We start from the raw sequence: 17,953 nt of genomic DNA on the forward strand, positions 1-17,953 counted from the left end.
CCTTTATGTCATTAATATTCGCTAGCGTAAAACTCTTTTATTAGCTGTATTTCATTTGTATCTGGGTTAAATTTAAATATTTTAATTTGATTAGATTCGTCTTTATAGGCAAATGTATTATCGCCAACTTGGGTCATATTGCTAATGTTTAAGGTAGGATCGCTACTATGGTCAGTGATTTCTACAGGTTTCTCACGATCCCAAAATGCAATGACAAGGATCAAGATGATAAGGCATACACGTATGTTACGTAGTTCTCTTGTTACAGTATTCTCCATCTGATAGTCTCCTTTGTTATTTAATAGGTTTTGTTTATAAAAGAGATAATTCTGATGAATATAAATAAAAAAGACACTTGAAAGTGTCTTTTTTATTTGAGTTATGCGCATTGCTTAATAAGACGCTAGTTCCTCAATCGGAATATGAGTAACTATGTAGGGTGATTTTATTATAACATTTTAACCAGTAATGGGTCTATATGGAATTTTTGTAATGGTTATGTTTATTTATTCAGAATGGTAGATGTAGTGAAAGATATTTGTTACCTATAGTAATTGTAAAATATAATGATGTTTGCTTTGTAAAAAAATATTCAATAATTTATCATTGCAACCGCTTACTTTTTGTGTATAATGAAGGTAAGTTAATAAGTAAAAGGATTGTTACTGTTCGGCAGGCAAAACCTAAATTGATCTAGAGGCTACGGGTGTAGTGTGGCTTTTGGAATCAGTTTAGGTTTTTTTTATACCTTTTGTGACTTTAAGAAGAAGAAGGCGGAACAATATGAGAATCCATAAAATCTTAAATAACAATGTTGTTTGTACGATGAAGGATAATGAGACAGAAGTTGTACTTATGGGCAGAGGTTTGGGGTTTCAGAAAAAAGTAGGCGATGCGATTGATGAATCTAAGATAGAAAAGACCTTTGTGCTAGAAACAAGAGAATTATCAGAGAAACTTGCTAGGTTGCTAACTGAAATTCCTGTAGAAAATTTAGAGATTACAGAGAGAATTATTCAGTTTGCTAAGACAGTTTTGCCGGGAACTTTAAGTGATTATATTTATCTTACATTAACGGATCACTTAAGTTTCGCCTTAACTCGGCATAAAGAAGGAATGGATCTGAAAAATACTTTGCTTTGGGAGATTAAGAGGTTCTATCAGAAAGAGTTTGAAATTGGTCTACAAGCTTTGAACATAATTGAAGAGGAGACTGGCTTTAGACTTTCTGAAGATGAAGCAGGGTCAATTGCCTTGCATTTCGTGAATGCGCAGCAAGGAGAGCCGGCAATGCAGCAAACGGTGGCGATGACGAAAATCGTCCAAGATATTTTAAATGTTGTAAAGTACCACTATAAGATGAACTTAGATGAAAATTCATTTAATTATAGTCGGTTCGTAACGCATTTACGATACTTTGCCCAGCGTTTAATGCAGAAGGAACTGCATTCGGCAGAGGATGATTTTTTATACGAGCAAGTGAAAAGTAAGTATGAAGAGGCATATTGTTGTACAGAAAAAATTGAAGCATACTTACAAAAAGCACATAATAGTCATCTTTCAAAAGATGAAAAAGTGTACTTAACGTTGCACATTCATCGTGTAACGAAACGCAATGAATTATGTAATTGAATAAACGGGATTGTTACTGTTTGGCAGGCAAAACCTAAATTGACTTGTAATGGAGTGATTCGTATGTATCACGTCGTTACGGTTAGTTTAGGTTTTTTCTTTTATAAAAATGATAAAAGGCATGATTGTAGGGAGGGAAAGTTACTATGAAGTATGAACAATTAGCAAAAGACATACTGAAGAATGTTGGCGGGAGAGAAAATATAAATAGCGTTGTACATTGTGTCACTCGTTTACGATTTCAGTTGAAAGATGAGGGGAAAGCAAATACAGAAGTACTGAAAGGTATGGAAGATATTGTGACTGTAATGAAAAGCGGCGGACAATATCAAGTTGTAATTGGTAACCATGTATCCGACGTATATAAAGCAGTTATTGCTGTTGGAGGGTTTCAAGAAACAGAGGAAGAAGATGCGAGTGAGAAGAAAAAGAGTAGTCTTATAGATATTCTTTCTAGCATTTTCACTCCTATTTTAGGGGTGTTAGCTGCAACCGGGATGATTAAAGGATTGAATGCACTATTTGTAGCGTTAGGCTGGTTAAGTATGCAGTCAGGAACGTATCAAATATTAAATGCAGTTGGCGATTCGTTATTTTATTTCTTCCCAATCTTCTTAGGATATACAGCAAGTAAGAAATTCGGGGGATCACCATTCATTGGTATGGCAATTGGTGGAGCGTTAGTGTATCCAGCTTTATCAGGTTTAAAAGCAACTGAGCCATTATATACGCTATTTGCGGGGACGATGTTTGAATCTCCAATTCATATTACGTTTTTAGGAATACCAGTTATTTTAATGAACTACGCATCATCTGTTATTCCAATTATACTCGCTACTTATTTTGGAGCGAGAGTTGAACAGTCTTTAAAGAAAGTGATTCCGGATGTTGTGAAAACATTTTTAGTGCCATTTTTTACATTACTAATCGTCGTACCAATTACATTTCTCGTTATTGGCCCAATTGCGACGTGGGCAGGACAATTTTTAGGACAGGCGACGCTTTGGGTTTATAATGCAAGCCCATTAGTAGCGGGTGCTTTACTAGGTGCTTTCTGGCAAGTGCTTGTTATATTTGGTCTTCATTGGGGCGTTGTTCCGATTGGCTATAACAATTTAGCAGTGCACGGTATTGATCCAATATTAGCGCTTATATTTGCTGCTTCATTTGCTCAAATTGGTGCTGTGCTTGGTGTTTGGGTGAAAACGAAAGATAAGAAATTAAAAACACTTAGTATTCCAGCTTTTATTTCAGGTATTTTCGGCGTTACAGAGCCGGCGATTTATGGTATTACACTTCCTCTTAAAAAGCCGTTTATTATGAGCTGTATTGCTGGAGGAATTGGTGGCGCAATACTTGGCGTATTTGGTACACAAGCTTATATGACAGGTGGACTTGGTATATTTACGCTTCCGACATTTATTAGTCCGAAAGCTGGGATTACAGCTGGATTTTGGGGCGCAATTGTTTCGATGGTTGTTTCTTTACTAGTCGGTTTTATTCTTACTTACTTTTTCGGTTTTAATAAAAAGCAAACATCTACAGAAACAGAGGAAACAAGTAACAAAATTGCTGCATCAAACGATGATGAAGTAATCTTTAGTCCTTTCCATGGCGTCGTTATGCCGCTTCAAAATATTGACGATGCTGCATTTGCATCAGGTGCGTTAGGTGAAGGAGTTGCGATTGAGCCTTCAGAAGGAAATTTATTTTCACCGGTATCAGGTACGATTTCTGCGCTCTTCCCGACGAATCATGCAGTAGGAATTACGGCGGATTCAGGTGCTGAAATTTTAATCCATATTGGAATGGATACTGTGAAATTAAACGGCGAATTTTTCTCTTCTCATATTGAACAAGGAGCGAGAGTAGAAAAAGGACAATTACTTATTGAGTTTAATATAGCTGAAATTCAAAAGGCGGGTTATATTGTGACAACACCAGTTGTTGTTACAAATTATGATAAATATAGCATCAAAAAAACGGAAATAGAAAAGATTCAAGCAGGACATTCCTTACTAATGTTAGGAGTTAAATAGTAGTTACATTTCATACAGGTTCAAACGAAGAAAGGTATTCTTTAAAACTTAGAATAGCTTTCCTCGTTCATTCTTATATAAAGGAGTTTTTCTATATGTCTAAAGTTAATTTTCCAAAAGGATTTTTATGGGGTGGAGCAACTGCAGCCAATCAAGTTGAAGGCGCTTATGTAGAAGACGGAAAAGGATTAACGACGGTTGATCTATTACCAACTGGTGAAAATCGTTGGGATATTATGAAAGGAAATATTCATTCTTTCACACCGGTAGAAGGAGAATTTTATCCGTCACATGAAGCGATTGATTTTTACCATCGCTATAAAGAAGATATCGCTCTTTTTGCAGAAATGGGATTTAAAGCGTTACGCGTATCTATTGCGTGGACACGTATTTTCCCAAATGGTGATGATGAAAAGCCAAATGAGGCAGGGTTACAGTTTTATGATAATTTGTTTGATGAACTGTTAAAGCACGGTATTGAACCAGTCGTTACGATGGCTCACTTTGATGTACCTGTTCATTTAGTAGAAAAGTATGGAAGCTGGAGAAGTAGAAAGCTTGTAAACTTCTTTGAGACGTATGCAAAAACGATTTTTAATAGATATAAAGATAAAGTGAAATATTGGATGACGTTTAATGAAATTAATATGCTTTTACATTTACCTTTCATGGGAGCAGGACTAGCGTTTAAAGAAGGGGATAATAAAAAACAAATTCAATATCAAGCAGCGCATCACCAACTTGTCGCAAGTGCGTTAGCTGTAAAAGCGTGTCATGAAATTATTCCAGATGCAAAAATCGGTTGTATGCTTGCTGCTGGTGCAACGTATCCATACACATGTAATCCAGACGACGTTCTGCGCGCGATGGAACAAGACCGTGAATCATTCTTCTTCATTGATGTACAAGCAAGAGGCGCATATCCTGGATACGCAAAACGCTTCTTTACAGATAATAATGTAACAATTGAAATGGAAAGAGAAGACGAGGGAATTTTAAAAGAGCATACGGTTGATTATATTGGATTTAGCTACTATTCAAGCCGAGCAACAAGTACAGATCCAGAAGTGTTAAAAAGCATAACGAGCGGGAATGTATTCGGTTCTGTTGAAAATCCATACCTTGAAAAATCAGAGTGGGGATGGACGATTGATCCGAAAGGCTTCCGTATTACAGCGAACCAACTTTACGATCGTTACCAAAAACCGTTATTTGTTGTTGAAAATGGCCTTGGTGCAATCGATCAATTATATGGTGAAGACGAAGTGAATGATGAATATCGTATTGATTACTTGCAAAAACATATGATTGAAATGTCCGAGGCCATCCAAGATGGAGTAGATATTATTGGATATACAAGCTGGGGCCCAATTGATCTTGTAAGTGCTTCTACTGGAGAAATGAAAAAACGTTACGGATATATATACGTTGATAAAGATAATGAAGGAAAAGGTTCATTAAAAAGATCGAAGAAGAAAAGCTTTGATTGGTATAAGGAAGTAATTAAGACGAATGGCAAGAGTTTGGAGTCTTAAGTATGAAAAGGAGACATCTTAATGGATGTCTTCTTTTTTCGCTGTGAATAAAGTATGGAAATTGATTTCCCTTTACACAAACATAACGGTATAATATAGTTAAGTTAAGTGAACTTAACTATTAAAAGAGAAATAAAAGCATGGAGGAAGAGTGCTATGACTAGAACGTATAAAGAAATAATTAATGAAATGAACCGAGCCTACACTGAATTTTACATTTTACTATTTCAAGATTTAAAGGACGAGTATGGTCTTACTGGACAGCAAGAGAGTATGTTATTTCATATTAATTTAAATGAAAACACGACAGCAAATCACATTGCGACTACTTTTAATATATCGAAAAGCGCTGTGAGCCAAGTTTTATCGAAATTGGAAAAGCAGAAGATGATTTCGAAACAAGTAAATCCTAATAATAAAAGGGAGTATTTCCTTACACTTGGTCCAAACGGTAGTAAGTATATGGAGCAGTTGTCTAAGTTAGATGATGTATTAATTGAGAAGTATTTTTCTAAAATCGATATAAATGCTTTAGAACAAATGACGGATACGTTAAAGAAAATAAATAAGGTGATATTGGAAGAAAAACAGAAGGATCTTGATTGTAATGAGTAAGAACTTGAATGAGGTAATGAGTAGAAAGGAGGAGAAGCGTGTGATGAGTTACATACCAAATATGATGACGATAGCGAATTTTATTTGTGGGATATTGGCCATTTATTCTGTTTTCTTTCAAGATATGTATGGTGCAGTCATGTTCATTATTACAGGTATGGTATTTGATTTGTTTGATGGTATGGTGGCTCGGAAACTGGATGCTGTTTCGGAAATTGGCGGAGAGTTAGACTCATTTGCGGATTTAGTTACCTTTGGCGTGGCACCGTCTATTCTCGCCTATAGTGTCGCGTTAAAAGATTTGCAGTCTATTGGGATGATATGTGCGCTTGCTTACAGTATTTGCGGAATGCTTCGGCTTGCGAGATTTAACACGCAGCAAAGCAAACTTCCGACATTTATCGGAATGCCCATCCCATTCGCGGCAATGTGTCTCCTCATTTTATGCTTTTTGAATAATCCATTTTCCGTGGCGTTTGGTACATGTATACTTGCTTATTTAATGGTGAGTAAAATCAAATTCCCTCATTTTAAAAAAGATATATCGGAAAGCTTGAAGTCCGAAAGATGGAATTAAAGAGAAAGGTAAGGAGCAGAGCATGATTCGTATGGCATTAAGATCATTTAACATACAAATGTATTGTTTGCTAGGCGTGATGTTATTGGGATGGCTTATGACACCTTTTTCAGCACAGTTTATAGGGATAAGCATTGGCCTTTTGGTGAGTATGTACTGCGCCTGGATTTTAGGAAGACGTATTGAAAAGTTCGGAGACAGCATTGTAAAAAAAGAAAAAGCACCGATGCTAGGAATGATGAATCGGTTCGCAGCCGCAATACTCGGTGCGATTATTATGTATAAAATTGAACACCATGAGTTCATGTGGACATTTGCCGCTGGAATTATGGGTGGGTATTTCTTGGTTATTATTAATTTAGGGTATTACAGTATGAGGGATGAGAAGAAATAGATGAGTAAACTCTCAAGTATAGAATGATATACTTGAGAGTTTTTATTATATAAAAAAGTTTGCTCATTTTATATTTGCGTATCTTCCTCAATTGCGTCCGATTGTTGAATAATGAAATGTGAAAAAATCTTTATAAATGAAACATCAGTTATTGACGTTTAATAATTCTCTTTCAACTATGCTTCCTTCATAAACAAAACGTTTAAATATGCTACACTCTCCTGTAAAAAAGCTTGATGCTCTTCAATACCTCTTCTTTTACACCAACCGATTGCATTAAACGCATCGGTAAAGCGATAAAACGGTAAAACTTCTTGTAAATCAATAAGCGGACGAATGGACTCATAGCCTTTTTGATACGCATCCCATGTTCCAGGAGATTTCATGAGAATGTCACTATTAATTTTTGTGAAGTCTATTTCGGTTGCACCAATTCGGGCACTTTCAAAATCAATGATGCCGACTACTTGATTTTCATGAACTAAAATATTACCTGGTCGAAAATCCATATGTATAAAACTAGGTCCATCTGGAGCTGGAAGTAATTTCACTTGACGGTCAAAATGCTTCAATGATTGTTCGTATAAACAAGGATCAATCACTTCTTTTACATCTTCTGCAAAGGAATAAAATTGTCGCTTAATAAACTCAGACCATTTCTCATATACATTGGAAACAGAGCTTTTGAAATCCTGCTCATTTGGAATGATTGCATGCAGCATTGCATGGTGTACTCCGATATCATAAGCTAAAGCCGTATCCACCTTCTCTGTAATCGGAACACCTTTGATTTCGGATAATAATAAAGCACCAGTGACATCTTCATTACCTTCCCAATAGTCTAAGATTTCTGGTACAGGCAGCTCATTGTGTAATCGTTTAAGTACAGTATACTCACGTTCAAGCTTTACTTTCGAATAAGGAATTTTTATATATACTGTACGATGATCAATTAGCTGGATTTTATATACAGTCGAACTAAAAGACTCAGGGACGTTCTTAACTGCTAACACATTCAACTTAAATTTATCTATTACTTGTTGCAACATATCCATTAGAAAAACCCCCATTTCAGTACCTTTAACAATATAACATATATATTCATTATTTTTGGAAATCTTAATCTATTAAATGTCCCTTTTTCGGGGGGACTTCATTTATCTAGAAAGATTTTCTGTCTTTACCAATAATAAACAGTAATGTATAATCTAATTTCCATGAATGTAATAGGGAGGCAGTAAAATTTGAACAGGAAAATTTGGTATGTATTTACTTTTTTTGCTCTTTTAGTATCTGGTTATATTGTTGTCCAATATGTTATTATGGATGGATTTCAAACAGGGCTTGTAAAAGCGAAGCTTATGTTTGGATCTAAATTAAGTGAGTTCTGGTATAGCATGTTATTTATACATATTACAACTAGTATAGTAGCATTAGTAATTGGTCCTTTTACATTATCCACTAAATTTAGAGAAAGGAATATCAACCGTCATCGAATAGCTGGGAGAATCTATATGGTTGGTATATTATTAGGAGGTGTTTCTGGACTATACCTATCCTTTTATGCAACGGGAGGGTTGGTAGCGAAGCTAGGTTTCGGTTTGTTATCTGTATTCTGGCTAACATCAGCATATCAAGCGTTACATAGAGTTAAGAATAAAAAAATTAAAGAGCATCGGAACTGGATGATTAGAAATTATTCTTTAACCTTTGGAGCAGTTACATTAAGAATTTGGCTACCGTTGTTTATCGTTCTATTTGGAAGAGAGCGGTTTGAACTTAGTTACGCTATTATTGCTTGGTTAGCGTGGGTACCCAATTTAATTGTTGCAGAATTATTCATAAGACAAAGACTTAATAAAGGAAAATACGAGGGAAATGAGGATTTACATTTTTGATGTGAATCTGCTGTCATATTGAGGACAGAATTATTCAGTGTTTCAATGTTTTTATAGGTGTAAGCATGTTGCTATCTAACAACGAATAGCGGATTCCTAACAAGATTAATAATAAAACCCAACATAGAATTTAAGAAAAATTTTATGTTTACCCCACTTTTTATTTTAAAAGTTTTTCCTATCCTATAAACAAGTTATAGCAAGGAGGAGACTGAAAATGAAGAAGTGGGGATTTTATATTTTTAATATATTCCCTATATTCGAAGACAAAGTAGAAGATAAAATATATGAACAAAGTACCGGTTCTTGAACTATGTTCTAAAATAATAGATGAAAATGTAAAGTTAGGGGATTCCACATGCATACAGGAGTTTTGATTAGTTATTTGTATACGTATTTTTTTACTATAATTTTTTGTATTTTGTTTCAAATTGGATTTTATTTTAAAGCGAAAAACAATATATCTATTCGGCATTTTCTATGGGTATATGTTTTTCTATTCTACCTTTCGTTAGTGTATAAGGTGACGCAGATTGCGACTGTATGGGATATAAGTAGATATGAAACGTGGATTCGTGTAAATCAAATCAACTTGACTCTATTTGATACGGCAGGTAGTACTACGTATCTTTTGAACATTGTATTGTTTATGCCGTTCGGTTTCTTACTACCGACTATTTGGCCTCAGTTTAGAAAAATGAAAAATACCGTATGTGCAGGATTCTTTTTTTCGCTGGCAATTGAGTTAAATCAATTACTTAATAATAGAATTACAGATATTGATGATTTATTTACGAACACCCTCGGGGCAATTATTGGGTATTTATTATATAAAGCTTTTAAAATGATATGTAAAAGAGAGGAAAAAAAGCCTAATACGAACTCTTCTCTAGTCATAAAATACGAGGCTATTTTTTGTTTAGTGTGTTCATTTGTAGGTGCGATGTTAATTTATTATCCAGCTTTATTTGGAAGACCTGTCATCCTTCAGTGAGGTAATTACGAATTTTTTTGAATGCTCGTGCGATATTTCAATTTGCAAAAAGCCTTTAACTTGTTATAGCTAAAGGCTTTTATCATCATAATTTTTACTTACCAATTACCCACTCCAGCATCCGCCTTCAACCACTTCACCCAATCCAAATCCTCTACCTTAAGCAAACTGAGTGAAACACCTTTCATATCTAAAGAAGTTAACAGTGTACCGACCTTTACGAATGTAACCTGTAATCCTTCCAGCTCACACAAACGGCGAATGTCGTTTGCGAAAATGTATTGTTCCATTAATGGTGTTGCACCGAGTCCATTAATGAGGATGGCGAAGTTGTCACCTTTTCTCCAGCGGTAAATGCTTTTTAGTTTGTTCATTAGTTCGATTGCTAATATTTCAGAAGAGGATAGTGCTTCTTTACGGTAACCTTTTTCACCGTGGATACCAACGCCGTAAAAGACTTCATCTTCGTTTAATGCGAATGAAGCTTTTCCTTTCACTGGATCGTTTGCAGGTGAAAGGGCGACTCCTAATGTGTGTAAGTTTTCGGTGATAGAACGGCCAAGTGTTGTTAGTTCTTCTAAAGAATGCCCTTCAAGAGCAGCAGCACCAAGTATTTTTTGAACGAAAACAGTACCAGCGACGCCGCGTCTTCTTTTATTAAAAGAAGCATCATCTTCAATTGAAACATCGTCATTTACGATGATATGGTCAATTTGTCTTCCTTCTCCTTTAGCAATCTGCTCAGCCGCTAGAAAGTTCTCTACGTCATCTTTAAAGTTTTTGATGATGAATAAAATACTTTTGTCTTTTGGCATGAGGCGAGTTGCTGCGACGATTTGTTCCACTGTAGGCGGAGTGAAAATATTGCCATTTACGGCCGCCGTAAGCATTCCTTTTCCTACATAGCCAATATCAGCAGGTTCATGTCCGCTACCACCGCCGCTTATAATAGCGACGTCTTGCTTCAGTTTTTCGATATCTTTTACATAAATGATGTTATTTGTTTCATCGTAATTTACTTTGTCGTTATGTTCAAAATAAAAGCCATGCATCATATCTTGAACGATATTTTGTACATCATTCATAATCTTTTTCATTGCTTTTGCCACCCTTTAATTACTTTGCTGATTGTTCCAGTAATAGTAGTAATTGATTGTTTATCATATTTTTCATGAGAGAAGACATAATGGAAGGATCTACTTCACACTTGCTTTCAATCCAATCTTTTATCGTTCCAACGAAGCCGTGACTATAAAAAGAGGCAATCGTATTTTTTGTCTCATCAGAAAGGCTGAATCCACAGCTCAAAGATAATTCATCAATAATCTTCATATATAAGTTTTTCGTATGCTCAAATAAATAGTGATTAAACGAGTTTTGTTCAATGACTTTAAAAGCATTTCGATAAAATTTTTGATTTTCATAAAAGTAATCAAATAATAAATCGAAAATGTTTTCCCACGTTTCATAGTCGAGAAAGTCGATAATGTTTTCTTTCGTTTCTTCTCTATAAATCCAGCTTAATAGTTCAAATTTATCTTTAAAATGATAATAAAAAGTTTGCCTACGCATTTGACAGTGTAACATAATATCGCTCACTGATATTTTATGAAATGATTCTGTTTCCATTAAATATTTCAATGAATTCGCGATTATCTTTTTAGAAATTATAGAAGAGGTCATCTCAATCATCCCTAGAATGTTAGTAATATGAAAATCCTACCTACAAATGAGAGCGTTGTCTTTAGACAGATTGTCCATTTTGTCCGTTTACTATAAAACGCTTTCATTTTAACATGGATAGTAAGAAGAAGATTTCAAATATATCACAATATATTAAAGGAATTGAGGGAGAATCACAATGAAAAAGATTATAAACAAACCAGAAACATTAGTAATGGAAATGTGCAACGGAATGGTTATGGCGCACCCAGAGCTTGAGCTTTTGAAAAGATATAAAGTCATTAAGAAGAAAGAAATGAACGAAAATAAAGTAACGTTAATTAGTGGCGGCGGTAGTGGTCATGAGCCAGCGCATGCAGGACTAGTCGGAAAAGGAATGTTAGATGCGGCAGTGTGCGGAGATGTATTCGCTTCGCCTTCACAAATTCAGGTATATCAAGCAATTAAAGAAACAGCGAGTAAAAAAGGTACGTTATTAATTATTAAAAATTACAGCGGCGATATTATGAATTTCAAAAACGGAGCGCATTTAGCGACGGAAGATGGAATTGAAGTCGACTACGTAAAAGTGGACGATGATATTGCGGTAGAAGATAGTCTATATACAGTAGGACGCCGCGGCGTTGCGGGCGTTATTCTCGTTCATAAAATTGCCGGCGCAGCAGCGGAAGCAGGTATGGATTTAGGAACGGTGAAAGCAGTCGCGGAAAAAGCAGCGGCTAACGTGCGCACAATTGGTTTAGCGTTAACGTCTTGTACTGTTCCAGCGAGCGGATCACCTACTTTCACACTTGCGGAAGATGAAATGGAATACGGCGTAGGTATTCACGGTGAACCAGGAATTAAGCGTGAAAAAATGATGTCAGCTGATGAATTAGCCAACCGTATGACAAATGATTTAATGAAGGATTTAGGAGTAAAAGACGGCGAGGAAATCGCACTGCTAGTTAACGGTTTTGGCGGAACACCACTGCAAGAACTTTACTTATTTAACAACGCAGTTACACGAGAATTAGCTGCAAGAAACATTAAAATTAATAGAGTATTCGTTGGTAACTATATGACGAGTATCGATATGGCTGGTATGTCTTTAACAGTAATGAAATTAGATGATGAGTTAAAAACATTATTATCAAAAGAGTGTAATACACCAGCGTTTAAAGTAGATGGACCAGTTGAAAGTGTCGAGTACGTGAATGTGCTTGAAGAGACAGAAGAGAAGGAAGTTTCTTTTGAAATAGAAACAGCGGAAGAGCACGCTATGATTAAAAATAATGTCATTACATTAAACAACATGATTTATCTCGTTGATAAAATGAGCGACGTGATTATTAAAAACGAAGTACCGTTCTGTGAGTTAGATACGCATGCAGGTGATGGTGACTTCGGAATGAGTGTAGCAAAAGGATTTAAGCAATTAAAACGTGAGTGGCATTCGATTGTAGATCAAGAAAACGTAACGATCGGATCATTCCTTGACGGTTGTTCGATGATTATTATGGAACATTGCGGCGGCGCATCTGGTCCAATTTGGGGCGGTGCATTCCGCGCAGCTAGTAAAGCAGCCGGCGAAAAACGTGAGTTAACAGTGAAAGAATTCGCTGAAATGTTGCAAGGAGCACTGCAAGGCATACAATCTATCGGTGAAAGATCATTCGGTAGAGGAGCGGTAGTTGGTGATAAAACACTTGTTGACGCACTTGCTCCATGTGTAGACTCTTGGTTAAATAGCGCTTCAAACGAAGAAGACATGAAAACTGCCTTCGAAAAAGGCGCAGAAGCAGCGGTTAAAGGAGCAGAGTATACGAAAGAAATCGTAGCTCGCATGGGCCGCGCCGGTACAGTTGGCGAAAGAAGTTTAGGCTATCCAGATGCAGGTGCACATGCACTTGGAGTTATCTTTACGGAGATTGCGGGTAGTTTGAGATAAGAGTTATGTAAGTTTGATAAAATCCCCTTCATGGTAAGTTGTTTACTGTGGAGGGGATTTTTTTAGTTGATATATATAATTTAATTAGATGTTCTCTCCACAAAGATATGTATTTTATAAATACTGAGATAAGAATTTTAAAAGAAGTAATATGAGTCCTTATTTTTTACGGTACTTATTAATCTTTTTCATCATTGGCTTAGTAATACCGGGGGTTATTATAAATATATTAATTACATAATTTGTCCCTATCAAAATGAGCGTCTTTTGCATCTAATATATTGTAAATATATTTTATTTTGAAAGGATGTGATTATATGGCCCATAAATCTACTGGAGTGTTTCGAGTTCCCGTTTCTGAAAATGGGATTATTCCAACTGCTCTCAACATTATGTTAAACAATGATTCACGCTGCCATACTAGTAATGTAACGGTAACTGTTAAGAGAAGTCCAAACACTTCTTTCCCAACTCAAAATGAATTAGTTGAAATCTCTCGTACTTTTGTTTCTTTACAACCAAACAGAACAACTAAGATTGTGTTGTTTACTCCGGAATTCCAAATAGAAGATTTTCTTGATGTTATTATTAGTGGAAATAAAGACGATGTTAAGGATGTTCTTGTATATTCTTTCTTAGCAGATTCAGCAGGTCACAATCTGCCATCTACTGTTTTCAGAAATGCAGAATACACTTTTGCTTGCTGACAACGTGATGATGTATTCTTTACTATCATATCAAGGTAGCATCCTGCAGCTTGAATCAACTTAATTTTATCCCGCTTTAATGGGCAGTAAGACCCCCACCTCAAAATTCAGCGAAAGCAAAGAAGTTAGGTGGGGGATCAACTGCCCATAAAAGTCCGATTGGTGAGGGCTAATAATCAGTGGGGATGAAGAAAACCCCCACTGATTAAAGTTTCACTTTATGGTGTTGTTATTATATAAGAAAAGAAGACATCGATTAAGATGTCTTCTCTTACTTGTACACTTGGTGTTAAGAAGGTATCATATTGCTTAAAAACCATAAAAAAATATAACAATCATCGAGTAAGCCTATTATAGCATCAATAAATAAGTTTCGATATGCAATATTACATATATATAGATTTATTTATGTTTAATCTATATAGTTAAATTGTCTGTTATTTGTTTTAATTCATTTACTTATTTTTGAGTGCTCCAGCAATGGGGCCTTTTTTTTATTAAATAAAATATTTTCTTTGCGTTATTTAGTTGATCTATATTAACTTTACCTCTTTGAAAAATATCCATATTTAGCAAAAGTAGTGTATAGATAACTAGTTTTTTCAAGAATCTATTGGATTGATAGTTTTAATGCTAGTTGTTAATTAGTAAAGAAAAGTTTATAGTATCTCGGAAATTATATATTTATTATTTTATATTAAGATGTTGTAAGTTTAATCTCTAAAACTATCCAAAAAGACTGTCAGTTGATATTATCCCCTTTAGGTAGACAGTGTGAAAAAAGACCATGTATACACATGGATGTTACACTATTACTTGGAGGGAATTTTTCATGTCTCGCAAAGGAAACTGCCATGATAATGCCTGTATCGAGTCATTTTTCTCCCATTTTAAATCGGAGATGTTGTATTTGAATCATTTTAAAACAGAAGCGGATTTAATACAAGCAATTGAAGAATATATTTACTTTTATAACTATAAACGTTTCCAAAAACGACTCAACCATCGAGCTCCGATAGAATATCGAATCTCGATGGCTGCTTAGTCTTTTTAATACTGTCTACTTGATAGGGATAAGACCACAGTAATGGTGGTCTTTTTTTATATTGGTGAGATTGTAATAGTATGAAAGAATAGAATTAACTGTATATTGTAAGGGTGATATACCTATGGAGTTTTTGTTTGAGTTTCTAAAAGAATTGGTGAAAACCATTGTACGTGAAGTTTATGCATATGTTTTATTTACATAAAATTCTTTATCGGTAGCAAGATTTTCATAGAACCCTTGTAGAGTGGGGAGTTACATTACATCAAAAAATTTTAAATTTTATTTTTATCTTGATTTTTTTGAAGAATTAACCAATTATATTAATGGGAGGATTTAAATATTTTTATTAATGATTTAATATAAGGGGGGATATAAATGACTGAAATTAAAATTAAACCAGAAGAGTTAAGGAATAAAGCGAATATTTTTAGAAACGCGATTTCTGAATCTAATGAGCGACATAATAGGATTCTTGGAGAACTTTTAAATCTTCAAATGAGATGGATAGGTGCTTCTAGTTTATCTTTTTATAATGATTTACCTAGGTTAAATAAGGGTCATGAATCTCATATTCAGTCTTTAACTAATATAGAAAATGAGTTAAAGCGTATTGCTGATAAGTTCGAAAAGACAGACAATAATTATATTTCTTCTAAATTAAAGAGTATGGTTAATACGAATTCTAATGCAAATGATCATTTGAATTTTAAAGAATCTGGTGCAGTAGTTGGGGATCCAGATAAAGATAGTAGTGCTTTTGCTCAAGTGTTAAAGTATGAAACAGATATCCAACTTCCTAAAAATGTTAGTACTTTTTTTGGTGATTTAACATCTTTTGATAAAATTGGCGGAGAGGCAAAAGGTGCATTGTTAGATGCTGGTTTTAAAGCAGGAGATTTTACAATTCATGAACAAGTGCTAAGAGGCGAAGCTAAAGCTCAATTTGGTGGAGGTATAGGTGGAGAAGCTAAGATTGCTGGTACCTTTAATGATATTGGTGTAGATCATGAATATGGGAAATTACACGGTAAACTTGGAGATGCTGAACTTGGTGTTGTAGCTAAAGATGGTTATTATGGTTTTAGTGCAAAAGCTGATTTAGCTAAGGTTGAGGGAGAAGTTAAAGTACCATTACCTTTTACTGATTGGAAAGTAGTTGTCGGTGGAGATGCGGCTTATGGTAGTATAGGTGGAGAGGCTAAATTTGGATTGAAAAATGAATTAAGCGTTGGCCTTGGTATTGGTTTAGGAATAAAGTTTGGCGTAGAGAAAGGTTAAATTGTTGTATCTATTAAGGAGGAAGATTTTTTGCTTTCATTACAGGTATTTAGGAAAATTTTAATTATTTTTGGTCTTATTGCTGTTCCTTTTAGTTTATTAGCCCTTTGGTTTGGAGCAGATGCTACATTTAAAGAGAAAATGATGTTATCTTTAGTTTTTGGTATAGTTATGCCATTAACCGGTTTTATTTTTTATAAAATCACATCTTTATTTTTAAAGTAACAATTATTTTTATTTAGGAGGAACTTCGTATGGAAAATATATATATACCAAAATTACCGATTGGAAATGAATTATTACCTATTGGTTCTGTGGTTTTTGTAGAAGAAATTAATCAGTCTCTTATGATTTATGGAAGAAAGCAACAACAATCTGATAATAAATTATGGGATTATGTTGCTTGTCCATATCCTCATGGTAATTTATCAAAAGAATATAATGTATTTTTTAACCATAACCAGATTGTTCATTTATTATTTAAGGGTTTTGAGACAGAGGATGAATTAGAATTAAGAAAAAAATTATTTGAGCTTTAATGAAAATGGAGAATATATTATATGATTTCAGGAATTTCATATTTTGATATTTTTTGTATTGTAGTGATTGTCTCGTTTTTCTTGATTTTTTGGAGATTGAATGCATGGTATAACAAAAAACATAATGTTCCTAAGGTTTTTCAATGGTTTCCTAGAAAATGGGGTAAAAGAAAAGTTTCAGAGCATTTATCACAATTGAATGAAAAGCTAGCGGCTGAAGGTAAAGGTATTTGGGTTACAATCTATGCTATAGATTTATACATTGTAACTATTCCTTGTACAGTGAAAAAATATAAATCTTAATAAGTATATAAAAGGTCTTTTCTTTTTATAAATTTTAGAAGTGATTTGTTGAGTCCATGTGTTTATGCGGAGAAAGTCACTTGAGTTTGATGAGATAGAGGGAGATTGTAGTGAAGTGAACCGTGTAATAAAAAAGAGCTTAGCAAAGGGTAAAAACCAACGGGGTTATTTAAAATGATAATCAAAGATCTGGATTTTTTGTGATGAATACTTATTCATGCTTGATTAATATAACGTCCTATCATCGGTAGCAAGAAAAAGGCGAATTCCTACTTTCAAAAGGAATTCGCCTTTTTCATTTTCTATAACCCTATTCATCTCTTTATAAATTTTGCGTTTAGGGTTCTTGTTTATTGCTGAATAAGTGGAGAAACTGTATAAAATCTTGAATACTCTTAGCGTGATTATTTTTTTAAAATGCTGACGGTACCCCATGTCCATCAAGCTAAAATTTTATAGTACCCCCCAGAACGAAATTTTGTACTAACTTGTAACAAAATGCTCATTTTTTCGTTTTGAGGTATTTGCATTTCTTAGCTTGATGGTGATGGGGGGTACCCCTACTAGAAAGATTGTCTCCGCGTGAACGTGAAGAACTTGAAAAAATTAAAAAAAGAAGCAATGAAAGAACCACCGGATTTCTTTGAATATATTCAGTCTACCGAAAAAGATAATAAATGATACATAATGCCTCCAATAGAATATTTATCAAATTGATAACATATGTATCCCTTTCTATTTTTACAGAAATTGTAATATTATAAGTGTATGCATATAGAAG

18 protein-coding genes and 2 pseudogenes are annotated in these 17,953 nt (G+C 34.5%); 16 read left to right on the forward strand and 4 right to left on the reverse strand.

What is annotated here, in order from left to right:
* Window positions 1-11 precede the first annotated feature (11 nt).
* Window positions 12-278, reverse strand: a complete 267-nt coding sequence (locus ATN06_RS05050; protein WP_060629782.1) for a YmzC family protein — start codon at window positions 276-278, stop codon at window positions 12-14.
* Between the two features lie 505 nt (window positions 279-783).
* Here ATN06_RS05050 and licT point away from each other — a divergent pair.
* From licT to ATN06_RS05080, 6 genes are all read left to right on the forward strand, one after another.
* Window positions 784-1,632 (forward strand): BglG family transcription antiterminator LicT, encoded by an 849-nt coding sequence (gene licT / locus ATN06_RS05055; RefSeq protein ID WP_060629783.1) that lies wholly within the window; start codon window positions 784-786, stop codon window positions 1,630-1,632.
* A gap of 146 nt (window positions 1,633-1,778) precedes the next feature.
* Entirely contained in the window at window positions 1,779-3,671 is a 1,893-nt protein-coding gene (locus ATN06_RS05060) for a beta-glucoside-specific PTS transporter subunit IIABC (RefSeq protein WP_060629784.1), read from the forward strand.
* A gap of 95 nt (window positions 3,672-3,766) precedes the next feature.
* Entirely contained in the window at window positions 3,767-5,206 is a 1,440-nt protein-coding gene (locus ATN06_RS05065) for a 6-phospho-beta-glucosidase (RefSeq protein ID WP_060629785.1), read from the forward strand.
* A 156-nt stretch (window positions 5,207-5,362) separates the two neighbouring features.
* Entirely contained in the window at window positions 5,363-5,821 is a 459-nt protein-coding gene (locus tag ATN06_RS05070) for a MarR family winged helix-turn-helix transcriptional regulator (RefSeq protein WP_000198938.1), read from the forward strand.
* Window positions 5,814-6,398 carry a CDP-diacylglycerol--serine O-phosphatidyltransferase gene (pssA, locus tag ATN06_RS05075; protein WP_110093213.1) on the forward strand — a complete coding sequence of 195 codons (585 nt, stop codon included), beginning with the start codon at window positions 5,814-5,816 and terminating at the stop codon, window positions 6,396-6,398. The genes ATN06_RS05070 and pssA overlap by 8 nt, the downstream gene beginning before the upstream one ends.
* 22 nt (window positions 6,399-6,420) lie before the next feature.
* Window positions 6,421-6,792: an ATP synthase subunit I gene (locus ATN06_RS05080; protein ID WP_060629786.1), complete on the forward strand. Its 372-nt coding sequence runs from the start codon at window positions 6,421-6,423 to the stop codon at window positions 6,790-6,792.
* A gap of 176 nt (window positions 6,793-6,968) precedes the next feature.
* On the opposite strand, the gene ATN06_RS05085 is transcribed toward ATN06_RS05080, so the two are convergent.
* Window positions 6,969-7,847: a phosphotransferase family protein gene (locus ATN06_RS05085; RefSeq protein ID WP_060629787.1), complete on the reverse strand. Its 879-nt coding sequence runs from the start codon at window positions 7,845-7,847 to the stop codon at window positions 6,969-6,971.
* A gap of 189 nt (window positions 7,848-8,036) precedes the next feature.
* Here ATN06_RS05085 and ATN06_RS05090 point away from each other — a divergent pair, with 189 nt between their 5' ends.
* The 3 genes and pseudogenes from ATN06_RS05090 to ATN06_RS05095 all read left to right on the forward strand — a co-directional run bounded on the left by ATN06_RS05090 (window position 8,037) and on the right by ATN06_RS05095 (window position 9,684).
* A complete protein-coding gene (locus ATN06_RS05090; protein WP_060629788.1) occupies window positions 8,037-8,690 on the forward strand; it encodes a DUF2306 domain-containing protein in 654 nt (217 codons plus the stop codon).
* 217 nt (window positions 8,691-8,907) lie between these two features.
* Window positions 8,908-8,988: pseudogene (locus ATN06_RS29775) on the forward strand (carboxypeptidase); the annotation flags it as partial.
* A 60-nt stretch (window positions 8,989-9,048) separates the two neighbouring features.
* A complete protein-coding gene (locus tag ATN06_RS05095; protein WP_060629789.1) occupies window positions 9,049-9,684 on the forward strand; it encodes a VanZ family protein in 636 nt (211 codons plus the stop codon).
* A 98-nt stretch (window positions 9,685-9,782) separates the two neighbouring features.
* On the opposite strand, the gene dhaQ is transcribed toward ATN06_RS05095, so the two are convergent.
* On the reverse strand, window positions 9,783-10,781 hold the full coding sequence (gene dhaQ / locus ATN06_RS05100) for a DhaKLM operon coactivator DhaQ (protein WP_060629790.1): 999 nt from the start codon (window positions 10,779-10,781) through the stop codon (window positions 9,783-9,785).
* Between the two features lie 19 nt (window positions 10,782-10,800).
* On the reverse strand, window positions 10,801-11,367 hold the full coding sequence (dhaS, locus tag ATN06_RS05105) for a dihydroxyacetone kinase transcriptional activator DhaS (RefSeq protein WP_060629791.1): 567 nt from the start codon (window positions 11,365-11,367) through the stop codon (window positions 10,801-10,803).
* 178 nt (window positions 11,368-11,545) lie between these two features.
* Here dhaS and dhaK point away from each other — a divergent pair, with 178 nt between their 5' ends.
* The 7 genes and pseudogenes from dhaK to ATN06_RS05140 all read left to right on the forward strand — a co-directional run bounded on the left by dhaK (window position 11,546) and on the right by ATN06_RS05140 (window position 17,172).
* Window positions 11,546-13,297: a dihydroxyacetone kinase subunit DhaK gene (dhaK, locus tag ATN06_RS28030; RefSeq protein WP_088116327.1), complete on the forward strand. Its 1,752-nt coding sequence runs from the start codon at window positions 11,546-11,548 to the stop codon at window positions 13,295-13,297.
* 317 nt (window positions 13,298-13,614) lie between these two features.
* Window positions 13,615-14,004, forward strand: a complete 390-nt coding sequence (locus ATN06_RS05115) for a hypothetical protein (RefSeq protein ID WP_060629792.1) — start codon at window positions 13,615-13,617, stop codon at window positions 14,002-14,004.
* A gap of 835 nt (window positions 14,005-14,839) precedes the next feature.
* Window positions 14,840-15,049 (forward strand): annotated as a pseudogene (locus ATN06_RS05120) (IS3 family transposase); the annotation flags it as partial.
* Between the two features lie 378 nt (window positions 15,050-15,427).
* On the forward strand, window positions 15,428-16,330 hold the full coding sequence (locus tag ATN06_RS05125) for a WXG100 family type VII secretion target (protein ID WP_060629793.1): 903 nt from the start codon (window positions 15,428-15,430) through the stop codon (window positions 16,328-16,330).
* Window positions 16,331-16,360: 30 nt separating this feature from the next.
* Window positions 16,361-16,555, forward strand: a complete 195-nt coding sequence (locus tag ATN06_RS05130) for a hypothetical protein (protein ID WP_029437701.1) — start codon at window positions 16,361-16,363, stop codon at window positions 16,553-16,555.
* A gap of 29 nt (window positions 16,556-16,584) precedes the next feature.
* Window positions 16,585-16,869, forward strand: coding sequence for a DUF4176 domain-containing protein (locus ATN06_RS05135; protein WP_029437702.1), 285 nt, complete (start codon window positions 16,585-16,587; stop codon window positions 16,867-16,869).
* Between the two features lie 21 nt (window positions 16,870-16,890).
* A complete protein-coding gene (locus ATN06_RS05140; protein WP_029437703.1) occupies window positions 16,891-17,172 on the forward strand; it encodes a hypothetical protein in 282 nt (93 codons plus the stop codon).
* The last annotated feature ends 781 nt before the right edge of the window (window positions 17,173-17,953 follow it).

The sequence above is a fragment of the Bacillus thuringiensis genome (assembly GCF_001455345.1).
GTDB lineage: Bacteria > Bacillota > Bacilli > Bacillales > Bacillaceae_G > Bacillus_A > Bacillus_A thuringiensis_N.

Coding starts and splice junctions, on each gene's coding strand:
- ATN06_RS05050 (WP_060629782.1), bottom strand. CDS start 278: ATGGAGAATACTGTAACAAGAGAACTACGTAACATACGTGTATGCCTT.
- licT (WP_060629783.1), top strand. CDS start 784: ATGAGAATCCATAAAATCTTAAATAACAATGTTGTTTGTACGATGAAG.
- ATN06_RS05060 (WP_060629784.1), top strand. CDS start 1,779: ATGAAGTATGAACAATTAGCAAAAGACATACTGAAGAATGTTGGCGGG.
- ATN06_RS05065 (WP_060629785.1), top strand. CDS start 3,767: ATGTCTAAAGTTAATTTTCCAAAAGGATTTTTATGGGGTGGAGCAACT.
- ATN06_RS05070 (WP_000198938.1), top strand. CDS start 5,363: ATGACTAGAACGTATAAAGAAATAATTAATGAAATGAACCGAGCCTAC.
- pssA (WP_110093213.1), top strand. CDS start 5,814: ATGAGTAAGAACTTGAATGAGGTAATGAGTAGAAAGGAGGAGAAGCGT.
- ATN06_RS05080 (WP_060629786.1), top strand. CDS start 6,421: ATGATTCGTATGGCATTAAGATCATTTAACATACAAATGTATTGTTTG.
- ATN06_RS05085 (WP_060629787.1), bottom strand. CDS start 7,847: ATGGATATGTTGCAACAAGTAATAGATAAATTTAAGTTGAATGTGTTA.
- ATN06_RS05095 (WP_060629789.1), top strand. CDS start 9,049: ATGCATACAGGAGTTTTGATTAGTTATTTGTATACGTATTTTTTTACT.
- dhaQ (WP_060629790.1), bottom strand. CDS start 10,781: ATGAAAAAGATTATGAATGATGTACAAAATATCGTTCAAGATATGATG.
- dhaS (WP_060629791.1), bottom strand. CDS start 11,367: ATGACCTCTTCTATAATTTCTAAAAAGATAATCGCGAATTCATTGAAA.
- dhaK (WP_088116327.1), top strand. CDS start 11,546: ATGAAAAAGATTATAAACAAACCAGAAACATTAGTAATGGAAATGTGC.
- ATN06_RS05115 (WP_060629792.1), top strand. CDS start 13,615: ATGGCCCATAAATCTACTGGAGTGTTTCGAGTTCCCGTTTCTGAAAAT.
- ATN06_RS05125 (WP_060629793.1), top strand. CDS start 15,428: ATGACTGAAATTAAAATTAAACCAGAAGAGTTAAGGAATAAAGCGAAT.
- ATN06_RS05135 (WP_029437702.1), top strand. CDS start 16,585: ATGGAAAATATATATATACCAAAATTACCGATTGGAAATGAATTATTA.
- ATN06_RS05140 (WP_029437703.1), top strand. CDS start 16,891: ATGATTTCAGGAATTTCATATTTTGATATTTTTTGTATTGTAGTGATT.